The sequence below is a fragment of the Pseudoduganella sp. jia 9 genome (assembly GCF_055502615.1).
In genome coordinates this window covers 66685-88631 of the sequence record NZ_JBUPWE010000025.1, presented here as the reverse complement: position 1 = coordinate 88631, position 21947 = coordinate 66685, and the positions used below count along the sequence as shown (strand labels likewise).

General features: G+C 65.7%; 16 protein-coding genes. 8 read left to right on the top strand and 8 right to left on the bottom strand.

The features are described from left to right. Positions 1 to 388 precede the first annotated feature (388 nt). Positions 389 to 634: a hypothetical protein gene (locus tag ACY34H_RS27250; RefSeq protein WP_464980561.1), complete on the bottom strand. Its 246-nt coding sequence runs from the start codon at positions 632 to 634 to the stop codon at positions 389 to 391. Between ACY34H_RS27250 and ACY34H_RS27245 the strand changes: the two genes are divergently transcribed. The 3 genes from ACY34H_RS27245 (at position 618) to ACY34H_RS27235 (ending at position 5459) form a co-directional block, all read left to right on the top strand. Then, on the top strand, positions 618 to 887 hold the full coding sequence (locus ACY34H_RS27245) for a hypothetical protein (RefSeq protein ID WP_464980560.1): 270 nt from the start codon (positions 618 to 620) through the stop codon (positions 885 to 887). The genes ACY34H_RS27250 and ACY34H_RS27245 overlap by 17 nt on opposite strands. After that, entirely contained in the window at positions 871 to 3276 is a 2406-nt protein-coding gene (locus tag ACY34H_RS27240) for an ABC transporter permease (RefSeq protein WP_464980559.1), read from the top strand. The genes ACY34H_RS27245 and ACY34H_RS27240 overlap by 17 nt, the downstream gene beginning before the upstream one ends. A 74-nt stretch (positions 3277 to 3350) precedes the next feature. Further along, positions 3351 to 5459: a TonB-dependent receptor family protein gene (locus ACY34H_RS27235; protein WP_464980558.1), complete on the top strand. Its 2109-nt coding sequence runs from the start codon at positions 3351 to 3353 to the stop codon at positions 5457 to 5459. Here ACY34H_RS27235 and ACY34H_RS27230 read toward each other — a convergent pair. The 3 genes from ACY34H_RS27230 to ACY34H_RS27220 all read right to left on the bottom strand — a co-directional run bounded on the left by ACY34H_RS27230 (position 5456) and on the right by ACY34H_RS27220 (position 9795). Then, positions 5456 to 5797: a YkgJ family cysteine cluster protein gene (locus ACY34H_RS27230; protein WP_464980557.1), complete on the bottom strand. Its 342-nt coding sequence runs from the start codon at positions 5795 to 5797 to the stop codon at positions 5456 to 5458. The genes ACY34H_RS27235 and ACY34H_RS27230 overlap by 4 nt on opposite strands. Positions 5798 to 5888: 91 nt before the next feature. Continuing rightward, positions 5889 to 8084: an FUSC family protein gene (locus ACY34H_RS27225; protein WP_464980556.1), complete on the bottom strand. Its 2196-nt coding sequence runs from the start codon at positions 8082 to 8084 to the stop codon at positions 5889 to 5891. Positions 8085 to 8097: 13 nt separating this feature from the next. Further along, positions 8098 to 9795, bottom strand: a complete 1698-nt coding sequence (locus ACY34H_RS27220) for a M14 family zinc carboxypeptidase (RefSeq protein ID WP_464980555.1) — start codon at positions 9793 to 9795, stop codon at positions 8098 to 8100. 165 nt (positions 9796 to 9960) lie between these two features. Here ACY34H_RS27220 and ACY34H_RS27215 point away from each other — a divergent pair, with 165 nt between their 5' ends. Beyond that, positions 9961 to 10917, top strand: coding sequence for an MBL fold metallo-hydrolase (locus tag ACY34H_RS27215; RefSeq protein WP_464980554.1), 957 nt, complete (start codon positions 9961 to 9963; stop codon positions 10915 to 10917). Between the two features lie 118 nt (positions 10918 to 11035). Beyond that, positions 11036 to 11737 (top strand): hypothetical protein, encoded by a 702-nt coding sequence (locus ACY34H_RS27210; RefSeq protein WP_464980553.1) that lies wholly within the window; start codon positions 11036 to 11038, stop codon positions 11735 to 11737. 1 nt (position 11738) lies between these two features. Here ACY34H_RS27210 and ACY34H_RS27205 read toward each other — a convergent pair whose 3' ends face one another. The 4 genes from ACY34H_RS27205 to ACY34H_RS27190 all read right to left on the bottom strand — a co-directional run bounded on the left by ACY34H_RS27205 (position 11739) and on the right by ACY34H_RS27190 (position 16707). Then, complete coding sequence (locus tag ACY34H_RS27205; RefSeq protein WP_464980552.1) at positions 11739 to 12296, bottom strand: NADPH-dependent FMN reductase; 558 nt, start codon at positions 12294 to 12296, stop codon at positions 11739 to 11741. A gap of 152 nt (positions 12297 to 12448) precedes the next feature. Further along, positions 12449 to 14884 (bottom strand): TonB-dependent siderophore receptor, encoded by a 2436-nt coding sequence (locus tag ACY34H_RS27200; RefSeq protein ID WP_464980551.1) that lies wholly within the window; start codon positions 14882 to 14884, stop codon positions 12449 to 12451. A gap of 100 nt (positions 14885 to 14984) precedes the next feature. Then, positions 14985 to 16076: a FecR family protein gene (locus ACY34H_RS27195; RefSeq protein ID WP_464980563.1), complete on the bottom strand. Its 1092-nt coding sequence runs from the start codon at positions 16074 to 16076 to the stop codon at positions 14985 to 14987. Between the two features lie 88 nt (positions 16077 to 16164). Then, positions 16165 to 16707, bottom strand: a complete 543-nt coding sequence (locus ACY34H_RS27190; protein ID WP_464980550.1) for a sigma-70 family RNA polymerase sigma factor — start codon at positions 16705 to 16707, stop codon at positions 16165 to 16167. Between the two features lie 288 nt (positions 16708 to 16995). On the opposite strand from ACY34H_RS27190, the gene tssF reads away from it, so the two are divergent. Genes tssF through ACY34H_RS27175 form a run of 3 tightly spaced genes read left to right on the top strand, consistent with a single transcriptional unit; the run spans position 16996 to position 21946 of the window. Next, a complete protein-coding gene (gene tssF, locus ACY34H_RS27185) occupies positions 16996 to 18831 on the top strand; it encodes a type VI secretion system baseplate subunit TssF (protein ID WP_464980549.1) in 1836 nt (611 codons plus the stop codon). Next, positions 18795 to 19796: a type VI secretion system baseplate subunit TssG gene (tssG, locus tag ACY34H_RS27180; RefSeq protein ID WP_464980548.1), complete on the top strand. Its 1002-nt coding sequence runs from the start codon at positions 18795 to 18797 to the stop codon at positions 19794 to 19796. The genes tssF and tssG overlap by 37 nt, the downstream gene beginning before the upstream one ends. Further along, positions 19793 to 21946 carry a type VI secretion system Vgr family protein gene (locus ACY34H_RS27175; RefSeq protein WP_464980547.1) on the top strand — a complete coding sequence of 718 codons (2154 nt, stop codon included), beginning with the start codon at positions 19793 to 19795 and terminating at the stop codon, positions 21944 to 21946. Before tssG ends, ACY34H_RS27175 begins: the two co-directional genes overlap by 4 nt. Position 21947: the final 1 nt, after the last annotated feature.

The window sequence follows — 21947 nt, the reverse complement described above, 5'->3', positions numbered from 1 at the left end:
CCAACTACTATGACCTCTGCTGAGACCCTGCTACGGCAACGCCGCCGTCCTTTCAGACGTGAGGCAGGGCGTCCCCAGGTAAGGGCCGCACTCCTTCATCACACAACCGCCGCATCTACGCCGCTTCGCCTTGACCACAAGAGCTTCGCGGTCTTGGGCCCGCTCGCCCTGCTTGGCAGCGCCTTCTATGCGATTCGTGTTCCTCGGCTCATGATTTACGCTCCACGCTTCCTTCCCACGGTCGATTACTCTTCCGCAGTTGCGCTTCACTTCGCTCGCTGTGGTCAGCTCGCGGCGGGACTTTCACCCACAGGAGTGCGCCCATGCTGGGCGCACCCAATAAAAAAAGCCGGCAATGCCGGCTTTTTTCATCGTGCGAGAGAACGGGTCAGTCGCGGCCTGCCAGGTTGCGCAGTTCGGCGGCCTGGCTCGGCGACAATGTGTCGAAATTCTTTGCCAGGCGCAGCAGGGCTTCGCGTTCGCGCAGCGAAGACGACTGCGAAGCGCTGCCATGCGAGGCGGCTGCGGCAAACGGTGCGAAGGCGAGCATCTTGCTGAAGAAGTTCATGGCAACGCGACCCACGGTGTCCAGATAGCCGCGGGTAGCAGGCGTGGTGATGAGTGCGGTAGACATGTCAGTTCCTGAAAAGAATGTTGATGCAGTGCAGTATATGGGCGCCGCGGTCATAAACAAACTTTTGATTTGTGATGCCAGCCATTCGCCAAACGCATACTTATCGAAGAGAAAACGTTCGCTGTCCGCTGCCGAACACCGCGCTGTCCGGCGCCGCACACATTCGGCGCTGCAAGCCCGCGTCAAGGATTGGCACAATGCTTGCGTAGCAGACAAGATCAAAAAAACGGAGACTGATGATGCGCCTGCGTGATTTCCGCATCGGCTGGCGGGTACTGGCCCGGCAGCCGATGCACACTGCCGCAATGCTGCTCGGGCTTGCGGTCGGACTGGCCACCGCCTTCCTGCTGCTGGCCTTCGTCCATTACTCGTTCAGCTATGACAGCGCGGTGCCGGACAACCGCAACGTCTATGTTTTCAAGCACAAGCTGAAACTGCTGGCCGAGCCGCACTGGATCGAGCAGATGCCGCTGCCCGCCTACGATGTGGCGGCCAACAGTGGCTTGCCGCTGACGCTGTGCGTGATGATTCCCCACGGGGAAACGGTCAACGTGAACGGCAAGCTGCAGGATATCGAATTCACCGAAGTCAGCGCCACTTTCCCCGCCATGTTCGGCGTACGCGCACTGGCGGGCGACCTGGCGGCCGCGCTGGCCCGGCCGGACGGGCTCGCGCTCACGCCGCGCGGCGCCGCGAACCTGTTCGGCACGGCGGCGGCACTGGGCCGCACAGTCGAGGTCAACGGCCGCATGCTGCGCGTGCTGGCGCTGCTGCCCGAGCCGCAGCCGAATACCACGTTGCCCTATATCGCGCTGGTGGGCGAGGGCACGGTGCTGTGGAAGCCGGGCGAGCGCGAACAGCAGCGGCACAACTGGACGGGACTGGCGGGCAAGCTGTACGCCAGGGCACCGGGCGTGCAGGCGCAGGCCATGGCCGCGCCGGTGCAGCAGGAGGCGAACCGCGTGGTGGCGGCAATGCTGGGGGCGGATGCCATGCGCAAGGTGGGCGGCACGATGGTGGAAGTGGCCGTCACGCCGCTGGCCGAGGCTTACTTCGACACCGACGTCGCGGTCTTCCATGGCGGTGCGCGCGCGTCGAAGGCGCGCGTGCTGGCACTGGCCGGACTGGCGCTGCTGATCCTCGCGCTGGCCGCCACCAACTACGTCAATCTCGCCACCGTGCGCGTGCTGGCGCGCGGCCGCGAGATCGCTGTGCGCAAGACGCTGGGCGCCGGCGCGGGCCGGCTGGCCACGCAGTTCGTTTCCGAATCGGCCGCCGTGGCCCTGGCCGCAACGGGCCTCGGCCTGCTGCTGGCATGGCTGCTCTTGCCCCTGTTCTCGGAATTGATGGACCGGCCGCTGGCCGCGTTCCTGTCGCCGGCGTCGCTGCTGGTCGCCGTGGCGATCGGGCTGGCAACGGGCCTGGCATGCGGCATCTGGCCGGCGCGGATGGCGCTGCGCGTCCTGCCGGCGCGGGCACTGGCCGGCCGGGCAGGCAGCGAGCCTGCGGGCAGCGCATGGCTGCGCCGCGCACTGACCGTGTTCCAGTTCGCCGCCGCGATCAGCCTGTGCGCGCTGGCGCTGGCCATCGGCTGGCAGGCCCGCTTCGCGGCGCAGGCCGATCCCGGCTTCGCGGTGGACGAGTTCGTGCTGCTGCACCTGCATCACGAGGCCTCCGCCGAGAAGCGGCAAGCCTTCCTCGAGGCGGTCGAGCGCCTGCCGGGCATCGGCGGCACGGCGCTGATCGACCTGCCGTTCGGCTACCCGATGGTGCGCAACAGCACCGCGTTCCGCGGGCCGGCCGGGGTCGAGCAGCGCCTCGAAATGAGCCTGGTTAGCCCGGACTTCTTTGCCGTGACCGGAATCGTGCCGAAGGCGGGAAGCGGTTTCGATGGCGGCCGTCCGGCGGCGCCCCAGAAAAACGACGTCATCCTGAACGGGGCCGCCGCGCGTGCGCTCGGTTTCGCCTCCGAGGCCGCCGCCGTGGGCCAGGCCGTCACCATGGGCGGTGTACCGCTGCGCGTGGTCGGCATCGCCCCGCCGCTGCGGCACAAGGGCTCGCGCTATCCGGTCACCGCCATGGTGTACCTGGTGGCGCCAGCGGACGCGAACCTGGTCATGCTGCGTACCCGGCTGGACGCCGATGTCCTGGAAAAAGCGCTGGCGCCCTTGCGGGGGCGCTACTTGCCCGGACAGCCGGTCCGGGTGCAGCGGGCCCGCGCCGTGTTCGAGGACGGCAGCGCCGACGACCGGCGCATTGCCCGCCTGCTCACGCTGGGTACCGCGGTAGCCACCGGCATCGCCGCATTCGGCATCTATGTACTGGCCGCGGGCAGCGTGCAGCGGCGCGGCCGCGAGATCGCGCTGCGCAAGCTGCACGGCGCCGGTGGCCGGTCCATCGGGCTGCTGGTCGGCACCGAGTTCGCCCTGCTGCTGCTGGCGGCGGCCGCGCTGGCACTGCCGCCGGCCGGATTTGCCATCGCCCACTACCTGGCCGGCTTCGCGGAAGCGACGGCTTACGCATGGTGGGCGCTGCCGGCCGCGCTGCTGATCGGCGTACTGACGGCATTCGGTGCCACGCTGCGACACGCCATCGTGGCGATGCGGGTGATGCCGGTGGCAGCGCTGAGGCAAGGAGAGTAAGCCGTTTGGGGGAGCGAACTTGCAAATGAGAAGTGTTATCATTTGCGTTTGCTCAATCCCCATCGCTTCCTCCCATGTCTTCCCGCACCCTTCGCCTGGCTTTGCCCGCACCCTCCCGCTGCGCCGCCGCTGTTTCGGCCGCGTTCGCAGCCCTCGCCATCGCCGCTCCCGCCCTCGCGCAAGAGACGGGCGAAGCGCTGGAAACCGTGACGGTGACGGGCAACTGGCTTGGCTCCGGCCTGCAGAACAGCGTCAAGAACTTCGCCGGCGCGCGCACCGTGGTGCAGAAGGAAGACATCGATGCCACCGGCGCGGCCAATATCGGCGACGTGCTGCGCCGCATCCCCGGCGTGCAAAGCACCGACAATTCCGGCACCGCCGGCAGCGCCATCTCGCTGAACATCGGCGTGCGCGGCCTGACAGGGCGCTATTCGCCGCGCTCCACGATATTGCTCGACGGCGTGCCGCTGGCGGTGGCGCCGTATGGCCAGCCGCAGCTGTCGTTCGCCCCGGTCAGCCTGAACAACATCGAAGCGATCGACGTGGTGCGCGGCGGCGGCGCGGTGCGCTACGGCCCGCAGAACGTGGGCGGCATCATCAATTTTTCGACGCGTTCGATTCCGGAAACGCCCGGCATCGCCGGCGATGCCTCGGTGCGCTACAACCACTTCGGCGAAGGCGGCCACAGTACGCAGTACAGCGCCTTCGTGGGCAGCCAGATGGAGAACGGCTTCGGCGTCGCGCTGCTGTATTCGGGCATCGATGGCAGCGGCTGGCGAGAAGGCAGCGACGAAAAGGTCAACGACTTCGCATTGAAGTTCCGCTACCTGCTGGGCGCGGGCGCGGGCACGCATAGCAGTGCTCAGATCTACGGCAAGCTCTCGTACTACGACGTGAAGTCGAAGACGCCCGGCGGCCTGACGGTCGCGCAATACAACGCCAATCCGTTCCAGAACACGCGCCCCACCGATTACTGGGACGGTGACCGCAAGGGCGTCGACCTCGGCTACCTGAACACCATTTCCGCCACGCAGGAAGCGGAGGTCAAGGTGTACTACAACGAAAGTTCGCGCAGCAGTGCGCTGATCAACGCGGGCCGCACCGCGATCACTTACCAGCCACGCAACTACCAGGTGCTGGGCGTGGAGCCGCGCTATACCCAGCGCGTGAAGTGGGGCGCCACCACGCACGACGTGACGGCCGGCTACCGCTACCTGCGCGAGCGCGGCGACGACAACAACTACACGGTGACCGTGGCCACCGGCGTACAGGGCGCCACCGCGACCTTCGACAACGAGACGGATGCCCACGCCGTCTATGTCGACGATCGCATCGCCTACGGTGCCTGGCGCATCACGCCCGGCGTGCGTTTCGAGAAGATCGATTCGAAGCGCACCGACCGCGCGGGCAGCCGCGACTTCGATACGTCGAACGACAAGGCGCTGCCGTCGCTGAACGTGGCCTACCTGGTCGATCCGGCGCTGACGGTGTTCGCCAACTACGGCACCTCGTTCGGCCCGGTGCAAAATACCCAGCTCAATTCGCAGACGGCGGCCAATCCGCTGCAACCGGAACTGGCGAAGACAGTGGAGTTGGGCGCACGCTGGAAAGCGCGTGGACTGACGGCCGAGGCCACGCTGTACCGGCTGCGCTTCGACAACCAGATCCTGCAAGTGCCGGGCAGCACGCCCGCGACGTTCCGCAATATCGGCGCCACGCAGCACGAAGGCATCGAGACCGCCGTCGACTACCGTTTCGATGGCGCGCTGGAAGGTCTCTCCGCCTACGCCAACTGGAACTATACCAAGGCGATCCAGGAATCGGGCGCCACGGCCGGGCTGGACGTGCCGTTCTACGCGCGCCGCACCGGCACGATCGGCGCCCGCTACGAGACCGGCGCCTTCTCGGCCGGCCTGTCCGCCACGGCGCAGAGCCGGCAATTCTCGGATGCGGAAAACACCATCGCGGAAACCGCGAACGGCGGCGTGGGCAGCATCCCCGGCTTCGGCACGGTCAACGGCCAGGTGGGCTGGAAGCTGCCGGGCCGGCCCGCCGTGCAACTGCTGGCCGGCGTGAACAACCTGTCCGACAAGCGCTACTACACGCGCAATGTGGATGGCAACCTGGGCCGCATGGTGGCCGCGCCGCGCACCGCCTGGGTGCAGGCCAGGATGACCTTCTAGCCGGCGACGGCCGGCTCGGCCAGCGGCGCCAGGCCGAAGGCGCCGCGCGCCTTGTCGCATTCCGGCGTGTAGGCGCTGAAATCGCGGCAGGTCGCCGAGCGCAGCGGGTAGATCGCGCAGCCGACCTTGCAGCCCACTTCACCCTCGAGCGCCACGCAGCGCACCGGCGTGTTTTCCGTGCCGCGCATGGCGATGCGGTGCGGTGTGACGGGAATGGTCATGTGGCGCGGCACGGTGCCGCCGGGGTGGGCATCGCTCTCGCCCCAGTAGAAGGACACGCGGTAATGCGCGCAGCATGCACCGCAGTCCTGGCAAACGTCGGAAGTGGATTCGGTCATCGCTGACAGGTTCATTCACAGGCTGGACTTTTTGCTTGACCTGGAATGATAGCAAAACGGCCACGGATCAGCTGCGGCCGCATGCTGTGGCCTACACCTGCACCACGTTCCTCTCGATCGCCTCGCTGTGCACGAGGATCTTTTCCGCATCGGCATGCAGCAGGCGCACGCGGCGCTGCACCACGGGCCAGCCGGGCCAGTCCACCGAGCCGGCGGGCGCGATGGTTTCCGACCAGGCCAGGTCTTCTTCCAGGCTCGGCACCGGTGCCGTCACGCCATGCCTGGCCAGCGCATCGGCCAGCGCACGGCCGACCTGCACGTGGCTGGCGGCCAGCATGCGGTTCACCTCGCGCGCCGGAATGTCCTTCACATGGCGGCGCAGGATCGCGCGCAGTGCCGCCACGTGCGCCACCAGCAGGTAGTTCTGCACGATGAACAGGTTGATGTCTTCCGCCGCGCGGCGCTTGCTGGCCGGTTCGTCGAGCATGCGCACCATCGCCGCGCTCAGCATGGCCAGCGCATCCATCAGGCCCTTGCGCTGGACGCGGTAGGGGAAGTCGTTGCGGCATTTGCCCTGCAACAGTTCGAATGCCGCCTCCATGTAGCGCCCGTTCGCCACCAGCACCTGCTGGATCAGCTTCGGCAGGCTCTGGTATTCCCAGCTCGCCAGCACGAAGCTGAACACGGTGGCGACGGCGGCGCCGATGAACGTGTCGACCAGCCGTTCCGTGATCGTGTGCAGGTCGCCGCCGGCGGCCAGGTTCATCTGCAGCAGGATCATGATCGACACCGCGATGGCCGTGTACCGGTAGCGCAGGTAGACGAAGGTGGGCGTGGCGATCGTGGCCAGGATCAGCGCGGTCAGGATCACGGCGGGGTGATTGAAGAACAGCAGGATCGCGGCCGTGATCACGCAGCCGATCACGGTGCCGACGATACGGTCGCCGCGGCGCTGCACCGTCATCGAGAAGCTGGGCCGCAGGATGATCACGATGGTGAGGATGATCCAGTAGCTGTGCGCCGAATACGGCAGCAGCGTGCCGATCGCCAGGCCCACCGCGATGGCCATCGCCACCCGCAGCGAAAAGCGGAACACCGGCGAATCCATGCGGAAGTGCGACAGCAGCACGCCGATCTCGTACTTCTGCTGCGACAGGAACGGCTGCATGTCGGCATCCTGCCAGTAGGGCGTGCTGTCGTAGGCCTTCTGGCTGGCGCCGTGCAGTTCGCCGACCATGTTGATGATGGCGCGTACCTTGTTGCGCTGCGCGCGCAGCACGGCCAGCGCTTCCTGGGCCGGCTTGCCGGCCGCCACGCGGCGCTGCAGTTCGTCCAGTTCGGCCTCGATCGCGGCCAGCTCAGGCTCGTAGCTGATGGCCTGGAACGAGGCCTTCTTGCGCGTGACCGCATAGGCCACCGATTCGATGTCGCGGGCGCACTTGAACGCCAGCCCGCGCAACGCTTCCAGCGCCGGCGAATCGGCCAGGTGCACGCGCAGCTGAGCGTAGTCGGTGTGCGTCGACAGGATCTGTTCGTACAGGTCCAGCATGCATACGTGGATCTGCACCACGATCGCATCCTTGCGGTTCTGGTGCGCGCGCAGGATCAGGTCGCGCGAAGCCTGCTGCTTGTCGGCCAGCGCAGCCTGCTGGCGCACCAGCTTGTTGAACTGCTCCGTCAGGTTGTAGCGCGTGTCGTAGAAGTCGGCCTTGGTGTCGATGTAGGCGGCCAGCTCGAATAGCGCCTCGGCCAGCACCTGCTGCTTGATGCGGTGGCGCAGCAGCCACGCGATGCCCATCGCGTAGGCCAGGTAGGCGATGCCGCCCAGCGTGAACAGGCCGGCGTGCGCCAGCGCCTGCAGCGGCGTCAGGTGGTGCTCCATCGACATCGTCATGATGAACAGCGTCGCAAGCTGCAGCGGCATCGACTTCTTGCCGTACACGATCATCATGCTGGCGAAGAACGACAGCAGCACCAGCACGGCGATCAGCAGCCAGAAGTATGGCGCGCACAGGCTTACCACCAGCGTCACCAGGCTGCACAGCAGCACCGAAGCCAGCATCTCGTTGAGCTTGTGGCGCAACGGGCTGGGCATGTCCATCAGCGCCGTGCACAGCGCGCCGATGCCTACCGACATCGCGGTGGCCATGTCGGCGACTGCGAGCGTGGCGCAGATGATGCCGATCAGGCCCGCGCCGAAGCGCAGGCCGAGATGGAAGTAGTGACTGTGGAAGAAGGTGCGCGGGCTCAGTGCATAATGTAACAAGGGCGGAAGAGACTGGGACATGGACCCGCCTTCGTTACAGCAGCCCCAGTACCGGATAGCGGCGCCACTCGGGCTCCGCGTGCCGCGCGCAGTTGTGCAGGATGAAGTCCAGCACCGCTTCCTGGTTCGCCAGCAGGCCAGGGTTGGCCGCCTTCCAGGCGTCGAATTTCGCGCGCAGTCCCGGCTCTTCTTCCAGCAGCTGCACGGCCAGGTCCTCGAACACGTAGTCGGAGATCGCTTCCTTCTTTTCCAGCACGGAGTTGAAGAAGCCCCAGCGGAAGAAGCTGTCGTGCGCCTGCGGTTCCAGCGTTTCGACGGCGTAGCGGGCATTGTCCTGGTCCAGCGGCACGATCCAGTCGCCGGCGTTCAGCGTGAACGTGCCGGTACGCGCCTCGACGTCCACCACGTCGTGGAACATGTGGCCCTCGTAGGCGGTGGCGCGGGTCGACAGTTCGCCGATGTGGTAGTAGCGCGCCTCGGCCTGCCGCTCTTCCGCCACGCGCGTCATCTGCACGCCGTTCCATTGCAGCCGCTCGACCACTTCGCGCCAGGCCTGCGGGATCACGTAGGCTTTCGGCACCTGTATCACGGTGTCCGGCAGGAAGCTGTTGAAGTAGGGGATGTCCTTCTCGTAAGGCTTGCTGCGGTCGTACGACAGCCGCGTGTAGTTACCCAGCACGCTCGGATGGCGGCGCGCCTCGTAGCCCCTGAAGCGGAAGGTGGATGGCGTGCCGGACATCTTCCACGTGACCGTCCAGTCGCTTTGCCGGCGCTGCGCGGCTTTCGCTTCGCTGCGCAGGCGCTGGATGTCATCGGCATGCCGCACGGTGAATTCGCGCGTCACGTCCAGCAGGGTGCGCATCGATTCGTAGCGGTCCCTGAAGGGCTTGAGCATGTGGGTTTCCGGCATGAAGCCGATGATGTTGTGCAGCGCCGTGAAGCCGGTGGAGAAGCGCGGCACTTCGAGGAACTCGGCGATGCCGTCGTCCGGCGTGTCCTGCACCGGATTCACGTACGGGCAGGTGGGCCAGCCGCGCGTTTCCATTTCCGCGTAGATGTGCGGCAGCATCGTGTCGCGCAGGAACGGGCCGAGGCCGGAACCCAGCTTGTCGGCCTGGGTGTGGATCAGCGTCATGGTGTACGTGTAGTCGGCGCCATTCGACGTGTGGGTGTCGACCATCACGTCCGGATCCCAGGCGGTGACCAGTTCATTGAAGAAGCGCGCATTGAGCGTGTCGCACTTGATGAAGTCGCGGTTCAGGTCGAGGTGGCGGCTGTTGCCGCGGAAGCCGAACAGTTCCGGACCTTCCTGGTTCGGCCGCGAAGTGTTGGCGCGGTTCAGTGCTCCGTCCACGTTATAGACCGGCACGAACAGCAGCACCGTGTTGCCCAGCGTGGCCAGCTTCGCCGGATCGAAGCAGAAGTCGCACACGATCGCCATGCAGGCGTCGATGCCTTCCGGTTCGCCCGGGTGGATGCCGTTGTTGTTGAAGAAGACCGGGCGGCCGGCGCGCTTGATTTCTTCGCGGTCGAATACGCCGTCCGCGCTCACCACGCCCACGTGCAGCGGAATGCCGCCATCGGAAACCCCTGCCTGCCGGAAGCTCAGCACCGTGGGAAAGCGGCGCGCCAGTTCTTCGTAGAACGCGATGCATTCGGACCACAGCGTGGTCTGGTTCTGGTTGCCTTTTTCATAAGGCGTGGGCATGGGGGCGAGCGATTCGGGGTGCATGGTCTGGATCTCAGGAGCATTGACGGGAACGGGGGCGCCGGGTAGGCGGCCGAGCCGCGATTGTAGCATCGCAACCCCTGTGGTAAAGGCGCCGCAGCGCGCCGGAAACGTGCGGACAAGGCGGCGAAAAGCGTGCTATCAACGGCGTTTTCAGGAGGAGGAACCATGAAACGGATGATGACGTTCACCGCGAAAATACTGTGCATGCTCATGCTGGCGCTGGGCGGCATCGCCGCGGCACAGCAGCCGGCAATGGCGCCGCGATTCACATTGAACATTCCCGTGACCGCCCCGGCGGCGCAAGCCGAGCATTCGGTGCAATTCATCGGCACCGCGACGGTGCTGGTCCGCTTCGGCGGCCTGACGATCCTGACCGACCCGAACTTCCTGCACAAGGGCGACCATGTGCACCTGGGCTATGGCCTCACGTCAGAGCGGCAGACCAATCCAGCCATCGAGTTCGATGCGCTGCCGCCGATCGACCTGGTGCTGCTGTCGCACCTGCACGAAGACCACTTCGACAAGCTGGTGCAGGAAAAGCTGAAGCGCTCCACGCCGATCGTCACCACCGCGGCGGCGGCGGACGACCTGCGCAAGCTGGGCTTCACGGCCGTGATCGGCCTGAGCACCTGGCAGGACGTGGCGGTGACGAAAGGCGAAACCACGCTGCGGCTGACGGCGATGCCGGGCCGCCACGGCCCGGTGGCGGTCGCCGCGCTGCTGCCGGCGGTAATGGGGTCGATGCTGGACTTTTCATCGGCCGCCGGCCGCTACCGCATCTACATTTCCGGCGACACGATGGTCTATCGCGACATCGACGAGATTCCACGCCGCTTTCCCGGCGTGGACCTGGCACTGCTGCACCTGGGCGGCACCCGCATCCTCGGCATCGTGACGGTCACGATGGATGCCAAGGAAGGCCTGAAAATGCTGAAGCTGATCGCGCCGCATCATGCGATCCCGATTCATTACAACGACTACGACGTATTCAAGTCGCCGCTGTCGGACTTCCAGAAGGCCGTGCAGGAAGCGGGGCTGGAAGGAAAGGTCAGCTACCTGAAGCATGGCGAGACGTACCGCTTCAAGCCGGTAACGCCAGGCCCGGCAACATCGGCGCGGTGAACCGGTTGGCGACGTCGGCACGGTGATGCCGGAATAGTGACAAGCGGCAAGGATGTTGCGGAACTTCATCTTTACGATACCGTGGCCATGGTAACTGTAGGGTTTCCCCGGAGGCCCCATGAAGATGCCGCTACCGCTGCTGTTGCCGCTGTTGCCTTTATTGTTATCCGCCGCGCTGGCCCATGCGGCCGACGTGCCCCGCTACCGGATCACGATCCCATCCGGCGCGGCGCGCCAGGATCCTGGCGGCATGGTGCAATTTATCGGTGCCGCCACCGCGCTGCTGCGCGTGCGCGGCTTGACCGTGCTGATCGATCCGGGCACCGACGGCGGCATATTGCCGCCCGAAATGGCCGCGGTCGATCTCGTGCTGCTGTCGAATCCCGACTGGAACGGCATGGCCGGGGCGGGGTGGAGCGGCCGGCCGGTGGTAACGATGACTGGCAGCGCCGAGCGCCTGCGCAGCCACGGCATCCGCAGCGTCTATCCGCTCGATACCTGGGAAGGCCTCACGGTGCGCAAGGGCGATACGCGGCTGCGCCTGACATCGATGCCCGATCCGCTCGGCATGCGGCCGGCGCTGATGGCGGCCATGCTCGACTTCGGACCGTCGTGCCGGGTGCTGGTCAACCACGGCGATCTGTCGGCGGCCGAGATCGGCCTGATTCCGCAGCGCTTTCCCGGTGCCCGGATGGCATTGCTGCGGCAGTCCGGTACGCCACTTCTGCTGGCGATGGAGAAGGATGGCCACGAGCCGGCGCCGGCGCATCCGGTGGCAGGCGGCGAGCCATACCGCTTCGGCTCGCCGACCTGCCAGTAGCTTATTTTTTCGCGTTGGCCTCGACCCACTGCTCGAAGGCGGCCACGAACTTGCCGATCAGTTCCCTGGTCTGGTCATTGTTGATGCTGCCATCTTCGCCCAGGTAATTCGGCGAACCGCCGATGTACAGTTCCGGTGCCGGCATCACCGGCACGTTCAGGAACACCACAGCCTGGCGCGTGTTGTGGTTGGCGCCGAAGCCGCCCTGGGCGCCCGGCGATTGCGACACGACGGCGGCCGGCTTGCCGTCCCACACGCTCTGGCCCCACGGCCGCGAACCGACGTCGATGGCGTTCTTCAACGCACCCGAGATCGTGCGGTTGTATTCCGGCGTGAAGAACAGCACCGCGTCGGCGGCCTTCAGCTTGTCGCGGAACGCGGTCCATGCTTCGGCCGGGGTATTGGCATCGTCCAGGTCCTGGTTGTACAGGGGCATGTCCAGTTCGACCAGTTCGCCCTCCAGCGACGGCGGCAGCATGTCGATGACTGCCTTGGCGTATTTGCGGGTCAGCGATTCCTTGCGCAGGCTGCCGACGAGGACAGCGACTTTCTTTGCCATGCTTTATCTCCTGAGAGTTGCGTGTGAAAAAGACAATGTACCGCAACTGTGCGTGACGTGCAGGATACTTGCCAGGCCCGCGGTCCGGAATGGCCTTGGTGGAGACGCCGGCCTCTTCCTGTCGGTCCTGCACCGCAAGGGACGGGGTGCTGCTACCACCGCGGCGTGAATTTCAGCGTGAGCATGACGTTGCGCGGATCGCCGAATTCGTTGTTGCCGTCCTGGCTGCCATAGCCGGGAATCCAGTAGCGCTTGTCGAACACATTGTTCACGTTCAACGACAGGTTGACGTCGGGCGTGGCCTGCCAGGCAAGCCGCAGGTTCGCCACCGTGAAGCCGGGCACCTTGTACGAACGGTCGTAGCCCAGCGTATGGCTCTGGGTGGTGAAGCCGCCGCCCACGGTCAGCCGGTTCCACGCGCCCGGCAGGCGGTACGAAGTCCACGCGCGCAGCATGTTCTTCGGCGTCCACGTGCTGAATACCTGGCCCAGGTTGGCCGGATCACCGCTGAGGAATTCGGTGGTGTTGTACGTATAGCCCACCACCACCTGCAGGTCGGGCAGCACTTCACCGCTTGCCTCGGCTTCGATACCCTCGCTGCGCACCTTGCCGGACGCGATCGAGCAATACCAGCCGTCGCAGGCAAAGCCCGACGCCGTGTCGTTGACGGCACGATTCCGGTGGTCGTAGCGGAACAGCGCCAGCGACGTGTTGACGCGCCCGCCCAGCAGTTCGCCCTTGATGCCGAGTTCCCGGTTGGTGCCGATGATCGGCTCGAGCGCGTCGCCACTCACCGTGCGGGCCGACTGCGGCTCGAAGACGCTGGTGATGCTGCCGTAGGCCGACCACTGCGGCGTCAGCGCGTACACCAGGCCCGCGTAGGGCGTGACCTCGCCCGAAGCGGTGCTGAGCGTGCGGCTGTTGTACAGCGACTCGCGGTAGTCATAGTCGTACCAGCTGGTGCGCACGCCCAGGATCGCCGCCAGCGGCTCGGTCAGCTGGGCGCGCCAACTGGCGTAGATGCCTTTCTGCCGCACGTCGTACCGCGCGCGGGTCTGCGTGCCGCCGGCAGCGACGATGGTGCCGGCATCCTGCCACGGGCGGTCATGGTCGATGGCGAAGATGTTGCCGCCCGGGACGAAGGTCCGCGCATACATGTCGTGCGACGTGTACTTCGAATAGTTGGCGCCCAGCGTGACGTCGTTCGCCATGCCCAGTGCCGCGAAGCGGCCGTTGACGTAGGCGTCGAACGCCAGCTTGGCGGAGTCGAAGTCCGTCACCCAGTTGGCAAACGTCATCCCGCTGCCATCGGCCGCCACGTCGCCGTGCATGCGCTGGTGCACCGAAGTGTTGTTCTCGTCCAGGTGCAGGGCCGACATTTTCAATGTCCAGTCGTCATTGAAGCGGTGGGCCAGGTCCGCATGCAGCGCCGTCTGCTCGATGTCGCCCCGGTTCCACCAGGCGCCCACGTAGGTGGAGCGCGGCAGCCCCAGGTCGCCGCCGTCCGGCCAGCGGGGCAGGCCGCGCACCATCGGCCGCCCCTTGCTGTCCGAATGGCTCACGCCCACGCCGATGGTGGTGGCGGGGCCGATGTCGTAGTCCAGCGCGGCATACAGCGAGCGGGTACGGTCCTTCACGTAATCGACGAAGGAGTGGCTGCGTGCTTCGTCCACCACCACGCGGCCGCGCAGCGAGCCTTCCTCATTGAGCGGGCCGCCGGCATCGAGTTGCAAGTTGTAGCGGTCCCATGAACCGGCACGGGCGGTCAGCGCGACGGTCCGCTGGTCCTGGCCCCGCTTGCGTACCAGGTTGACCGCGCCACCGGGACTGCCCGTACCCTGCAGCAGCCCCGACGCGCCGCGCAGCACTTCCAGGCGGTCATAGAACACCATGCCTTCAGTGCCCCAGTTACCCAGTGCGTAGGTATTGCGCGGCACCGGCACGCCGTCGTACTGCCACGCATCGATCTGGAAGCCGCGCGCGGACAGCACCATGCCCTGGCCGACACCCTTGGCGCCCACCATCCCGGTGACGCTGTTGGCCGCCGCGCGCAGGTCGGTGATGCCCTGCTCATCCAGCTGCTTGCGGGTCAGCACGCTGATCGACTGCGGAATATCCTTCAGGGCCTGGTCGCCCTTGTTGATGCTGACCGCGCGCACGGCGAGCGAGTCCGAGCCTTCGGTGGTGGCGCTGCGTTCGGCCTGGGCGACGACGGTGACCGGCGCCAGCGTGGCTTCTTCCTTCGCCGCACCCGCCGGAGTCGGCGCGGACTTGATGACCACGGCATTGCCCTCCTGCGCCGCGGCCAGCCCGCTGCCGGCCAGCAGGCGCTCGAGCGCCTGGCCTGGCGTCAATGCGCCGGCGACCGCCGGAGCGGTCTTGCCGGCCACCAGGTCTTGCTGGACGATGAGCTGGACGCGTGTCAGGCGTGCCCAGTCGTTCAGCGCGTCCACCAGGGGTTGTGCCTTGATGGCGAACTGCACCGTGGCAGTGGACGGCGCCACGGCTTGCGCGGGCATGGCGGCGGCGCCGCAGGCAAGGGCGATGGCCAGCGCGAGCGGGGCTGGCCGGAGATACGGGCGACTCATGAAACTCCTTTAGGTGGTCGATACAACGTCAATGCGAATGATTCCTAATCAGGAAGACGCATGAATTGCCGGAACTACGGTAAAGAAGCAAAAGTTATTTTTATCTGGGTGCCCGGCGGGCGGGCAGCACCTCCGTGGCGCCGGCCATTTCCTCCAGCCGCACCGGCAGGGCGCTGGGCAGCACGCGCCGCAGCGTGCGCGCGTCGCGCGGATCGAACGTGCCGCTGAGCCGCAATGCCGCCACGGCCGGGTCCCGCACGACCAGGCCGGTGCTGCCATAGCGCTCCAGTTCGGCAATGGCCTGGCCCAGGGGCGTGTCGACGAAGCTGATGCGGCTGTCGCGCCAGGGGGCGATGCCTTCACCGGACACCGCCGTCACGGCGCCCGGCTGGCCGCTGGCATTGGCCAGCACCTGTTCGCCGGCGCCGAGGTGGACGGCATCCGGCAGGTCGCGCAGCGCGTCGCCCGCCGCGCCATCGCGCCGCACCACGCGCACCCTGCCTTCTTCGACGGCGACGCGCACGCCGCCATTGCCGGGCAGGTGCGGCGTATGGCGCACCGCGAACCGCGTGCCGACCACCGTGACGCCGACCGGACCGGCCAGCACATGGAACGGCCGCGCCGCATCTGCCTGCACGCTGAACACGGCCTGGCCGTCGAGCAGGCGCACTTCACGGCGCTGGCGGTAGAACGCCACGTCGAGGTGGGTGCCGCTGTCCAGCCGCAGGCGGCTGCCATCGGGCAGCGCGACGTCGCGCTGCTGGCCACGCTGCGAGGCGATGGTTTGCACGAACAGCGGCTGGTCCTGCCAGTGCTGCCAGGCCAGCAGGCCCGTGCCCCCGGCGACCGCCGCCACGGCCGCCATGCCGAAGGCGGGCATGAGGAAGCGGCGGCGCGGCGGTGGGGACGGTGCGGCAATCTGCGCCTTGTCACGCCGCAGGTTGCGGCGCAACGCATCCACCGCATCGGCCGACATCCCGTCGAGCGCCTGCCAGCGCGCTTGCCACTGCGTGCAGGCGTGACGATGGCGGGCATCGGCCGCCAGCCACGCCTGGAAGGCGGCTTCGTCCTGCGCGCTCCAGCCGTCGCGCCGGCGGCGGATGAACCAGTCCAGCACTTCCTGGCGCAGGCCTGGCGCGACATCTGGCGTAACGGCGGGCGTAACGGCGGGCGGTGGCAGCGGGGGGATCATGGGCAAGGGACCTCTCTGTACTGGTGTAGACGCACGAGCCGGTCCGAATCCGGTAGCGGGCACGCGCCGCTGGCGAATATTGGCTGGTTCATGGACTGGCACGCGTTCGCTTGCTGCGCACCGCGCGCGCCGTGCCATCGAGCTCGTCCTGGCGACGCCAGCAGGCGTCCATCGCGATCTGCAACTGCATCTCCACCGTGCGCGTGGAAATGCCCATCCGGGCGGCGATCTCGGCATACGACAGGCCGTCGAACTTGTAGAGAATGAAGGCTTCGCGGCAGCGTGGCGGCAACTTGTCGATGGTCGCGGCCATGGCCGCCAGGTGTTCGCGCGATGCCAGGATGGTGTCCGGCTCCAGCGAGGGCGGCCCGGCCAGCCCGTCGAGCGCTTCGTCGTCCGGTAAGCCGGCCTCGCCCGTTTCCGCCCGCACGCCGGCGCGGCGGTGCCGGTCGATGACGAGGTTGCGGGCCGTGCGGTACAGCAGGGCACGCGGGTCCTGCACGGCCTGGCCGGCCTGCTGCGCCGCCAGCACGCGGGCATAACTCTCCTGCGCCAGGTCGGCCGCGGCATCGCGGTCGCGCACGGCACGGGACAGGAAATTCAGCAGTTCTCGGTAATAGCGCTCAAGCACGGATCCACCACACCATAGGGAAAGGAAAACTTCCCTCAGCAGGTGGGTGTCGAGATGTGGCGGTGGCTAACCTTGCACGCATTCAGACGGGAATTGGGGGCGATTATAGCTCTGATGCACATGAGCATGGAATGGCAGGGCCACGCGGCAGCTTGCATTCGAGCGCGAGCGGTGGAGGAAGTCTTGTTGCGGATTCGACCTTCGCCGCTAAATATTGCCACACATCAATTTGCTGAGAGGTGGGTAATGCCACCATGAGCTTCGATGCCTTACAGCAACGGAGCAACGATGGACAAACTTTTACCGTATATCCAGGAAGAACTGGCGACATACCGCCGCGATTGCAAGGAACTGGGACTGCGCTACCCCGCCCTAGCAAGCAAGGTCGGCTTTGCAGGGGATGCCTGCGGCGACCCGCAGGTTGAGAGGCTGATCCAGTGTTGCGGCGTATTCAGCGGCCGGATCCGCAAGCTGCTAGCGGAGGCCTATCCGCGTCTCACGGAGGCTTTACTGCACGCCATCTATCCGCACTACCTTTACACTTATCCGTCATGCTCGATTGCCGAGATCGAATACGACCTGACCAATGCAACGACATCAAGGAAGATCGCACGCGGCACGGAACTGCGCTCGCACTTCATCCAAGGCGTGCGCTGCCAGTTTCGAACCACCAGTGATGTAGCGCTGGCGCCATTGGTGGTTTCGTCCGCACGCTACGTTTCCGCAGCAAGCGTTCCCGCCGGCCATCGCCTCGATCACGCCTATGACGCTGCGCTGGTAATGCACTTCTCCAGCCCGATGCCGATCAAGGACCTGGGCATGAAGCGCCTGTCGCTGTTCATCGACGGCGACCCGTCGCTGTGCGCGGCGTCGCGCGACTGCCTGTTCCTGCACACCGGCCCCGCCTTCGTGCAAGCGCACGCGCCTGGACCTTGGTTTGCGCTGCCGGAATTTCCGGTCAGGCCAAAAGGGTTCGACGACGAAGATGCCATGCTGCCGTGGCCAGCGCGCTCGCATCCGGCCTACCGGCTGCTGACCGAGTACTTCGCGTTTCCGGACAAATTCAACTTCATTGAGATCGACCTGGATGCCATTCTGGCCGCGGCCCCGCGCATAAGCACCGAGTTCACGCTGCACCTGCCAGTGCGGGGAATCGGACGAGATTCGGGGATGGCGCGGACGCTGGCATCGTTCGGCGCCAGTAACCTGCGAAAGCACTGCACGCCGGTCATCAACCTGTTCTCCCGAGGTACGACGCCGGTCGACCTGCACGGTTGCGCCGCCGAATACCCGGTGGTGATCGATCTCGCCCGCCCTGCAGCATACGAACTGTACACGGTCGATACGGCAAGGCTGGTTTCCGGCAGTGGCTCGAGCCAGCGCATCACGGAGCTGCAGCCATTTTACGGAGCGCACCATGGCCAAGGTGCATCGGCCGCTACGCATGGCGGTTTCTGGCTCATTCACCGGGACGAGATGACGGCCCAGTGCGACCCTGGCCGCGAAGTACGGATAGCGATCGTGGACAACGACATGCGGCTATCGGCACCCGAGGCGCAAACGCTTTCCATCGATGCTACGTGCAGCAACCGGGATATGCCGGCGCTGCTTCCCTATGGCAGGGCGGATGGCGACCTGGATACCAACGGACTGCTGGACGGCTCGCCGATCCGCTTCCTGCGCAAACCAACGCTGTCGCGGCGCTTCCCTTCGGACGACCGCACGCACTGGCGCCTGATTTCGCACCTGGCGCTGAACCAGCGCATGTTGTCCGACATCGGCCTGGTCGAATTGCGCAAGATGCTCAGTCTTTATGACTTGCCCAATTCGCCAGTCACGCAGCGGCAGATCGCAGGCATCGTGGCGCTGTCCAATTGCACCGTGCATGACTGGGTCAAAGGCGCAGGCCGCGCGGCAATGATGGCGGGCGTGCAAATCCGCATGACTATCGATGAAAGTGCCTATGTCGGCAGTGGCCTGCACGTGTTCGTGCAATTGCTCGACCGCTTCTTCGCCCTGTACGGGCAAATCAACGTGTTCACCCAACTGATCGTGGTCTCGGCGGCCACTGGAAAGGAGATCCTGAAATGTCCACGGCGCAGCGGAATGATCGTCCTGTCCTGATCGAGGCGCTGTCCCGTGAACCGGGGCGCTACAGCTTCTTCCAGGCAGTGGAGTTGCTGCTCGCCTGGCTGGCCGACTGCCACCAGGTAACACGGGGCGAAGCGCTGGATCGCCTGGTGCGATTCGAGAACAGCCGCGACCTGGCATTTCCCAGCGGCGACCTGGCCGCGATCACGATGCCTGCTGCCGAGGGAGACATGCCGCACGCGGTGCTGACAACCCTCTTCATGGGTTTTACGGGCACCCATGGAGCGCTGCCGAACCACTACACGGCACGTTTGGCGGAGGATCCCGAAGGCGGGACGCAGGCGCTGCTCGATGTGTTTTCCAACCGTTTCGTTCGCCATTTTCACGCGGCCTGGCGGAAAAATCGTCCGTCCCTGTCATCGCTCGACGGGGACGCCGACGACCTGCTGCCGCTGCTGATGTCATTGTCGGGCAATACTGCTGGCGCGCCGGTCGGGGATTCGGTGGCGGGCTACTACACCGGCGCTTTCCAGCAGCGGCCAGTGTCCGCCGCGATGCTGCAAAGCGTGCTGGCGGACTTTTTCCGGTTGCCGATCACGATCACGCCGAACATCGGCTACTGGTACCGGCTGAAAGACCATCAACTGGCCCGGCTCGGCACGAAGAACTGCTGCCTCGACGGGCGCATGGTGCTGGGCCGGCGCCTCTGGCGGCGCGACGGACGCGTGGGCATCCGCATCGGCCCGCTGGACAAGGCCACGTACAACAGCTTCCTGCCCGACGGCGGTAACGTACCGCAGCTGCGCGCCTTGCTGTCGATGTTCCACATGCCGGGTATCGATTTCGAGCTCACGCTGGTGCTCAGGGCGGCCGACGTACGGCCCGTGGTCCTCGGGCGTGGATTCCGGCTGGGCTACGACACGTTCATGGTATCGCGGCCCGGAATACAGGATCGCGAGATCCGCTACCTCCTCAAAACACCAGAGGAACAGTCATGACCCTGCTGACTGATGCAGCCTCGTTCCTCGCCGCCCTGGCCGGCACGAGCCAGCACGACCGCCTGCTGCGGCTCGATTTCCCCCGCAACGACGGTCCTCCCTATATCCTCATGCTGGTCAATGCCTTCGAGGGCAGCGAGGATCTCTCGCGCGACTTCCACTACAAGGTCGAGGTACTGTCGAATGCGGCCGACATCGCCCTGACGGACGTGATGGGCAAGATGGTCACGATTTCGCTGGTGCGCAACGACCGCTCGCTGCGCTACTTCAACGGTTACGTGTTCGAATTCCGCCACCTGCGCACGGATGGCGGCTTTGCGTTCTACGAGATGGTGCTGCGGCCATGGCTTGCCTTCCTCGAACTGCGCCAGGACTGCGCGACGTTCCAGCGCATGACGCTCACGGAGATCACCGAGAAGACGTTCGAGCATTACCTGCGCCGGGATTACCGCTTCGACCTGTCGTGGAACGAGTCCGACATCACGCTCGCGGTCCAGTACAACGAATCGGACCATAACCATCTGCACCGCCGCTGGGAAGCGGCCGGTCTCCTCTACTGGTATGAACACCGGTACGACGGCCACACACTGGTTCTGTCCGACAACAGCAAACTGGTTCCGCCGGTCGATGGCGACGCGACCATCGAATACCAGAGCGAGGCCGGGGCACAGGAGGCGGACGGCATCAGCATGTGGAGTCCGGGCCGCGAACTGGCTTCGGCGCTGTACACGGTGCGCACCTACGAATTCAAGGATGCCCGGTCCGACTGGGCCGACCGGCCTTCGCTGAACGAGCAAGGCGACGTGCCAGCACTGGAGCACCACGAGTACACGGGCGCATACGGCTTTAACCGGAAGAACGGCGAAGCACTCGCCCAATGCCGCATGGAGCAGATCGATGGCGCCGCCCACGAGTTCCGGGCGGAGAGCAATCACCGGTCCGTGCAGCCCGGCCGCAAGTTCGCGCTGGCCAAGCATTTCAGCGTGAAACGCCCCCTGGCCACGGAGGGGCCCGATCAGTACCTCGTCCTCTCCGTGCGCCACCAGGCCACCAATAACTACCAGGCCGACCGCCATGTGACGTCGCGCTATTCGAACACGTTCACCTGCGTGCGCAGCAAGGTGCCCTGGCGGCCAGGGCGCGGCCATCACAGCAAGGACACCCACATCTATGGCGTGCAGACCGCCACCGTGGTCGGCCCGGAAGACGAGGAGATCTACACGGATCAATACGGCCGCGTGCGGGTGCAATTCCACTGGGACCGCAAGGGAAAATTCGACGAACGAAGCAGCCCGTGGGTGCGGGTGATGAGCACCTGGGCTGGTTCAAATTTCGGCCATATCAGCCTGCCCCGCATCGGGCAGGAAGTGGTCGTGCAATTCCTCGACGGGAATTGCGACCGGCCATTGATCATCGGCAGCGTCTATAACGCCGCTAACATGCCGCCATGGGACTTGCCGAAACATGCCACGCAAAGCGGCATGCTGTCGCGCTCGACGATGGGCGGCACCCCGGACAACGCCAATGCGCTGCGCTTCGAGGACCAGAAGGGAAAGGAGGAAATCTGGCTGCACGCGGAACGCGACCAGCGCATCGAAGTCGAGCATGACGAATCCCATTGGGTCGGCCAGGATCGCCGTAAAACCATTGGCCGCGATGAAGTCGTGGCGGTGAAGCGGGACCGCACCGAGACGGTCGATGGCGACGAAAAAATCACCATTCATTCCGGCCGCACGGAACGCGTCGACAAGGAGGAAACCATCGATATCGGTGGTGGCCGAACCGAAAAGGTAGCTGCCGATGAAGTGGTTGCGATCGGCGGCGCGCGTACCGAAACGGTAGGAAAAAGCAAGGTCGAGACGATCACTGCGCAGAAGTCCCTGTCGATCGGCACGCTTTATTCCATCCGCGTCGGGGCGGCGATGAACACGATCGTGGCTGCCTCGCAGACTACCCAGATCGGCGTCAGCAAGATGACGACAGTTGGCCAGAACTACCTTATCCAGGCCGGCAACTCGCTGACGATCAGCGTCGGTGCCGCATCGCTGAAGATGGACCAGAACGGCACCATCAGTCTGTCCGGCACGAACATTTCCATCGATGCCTCCGGCCCGGTTCAGGTCAACGGCAAGGACGTGGACATCAACTAGG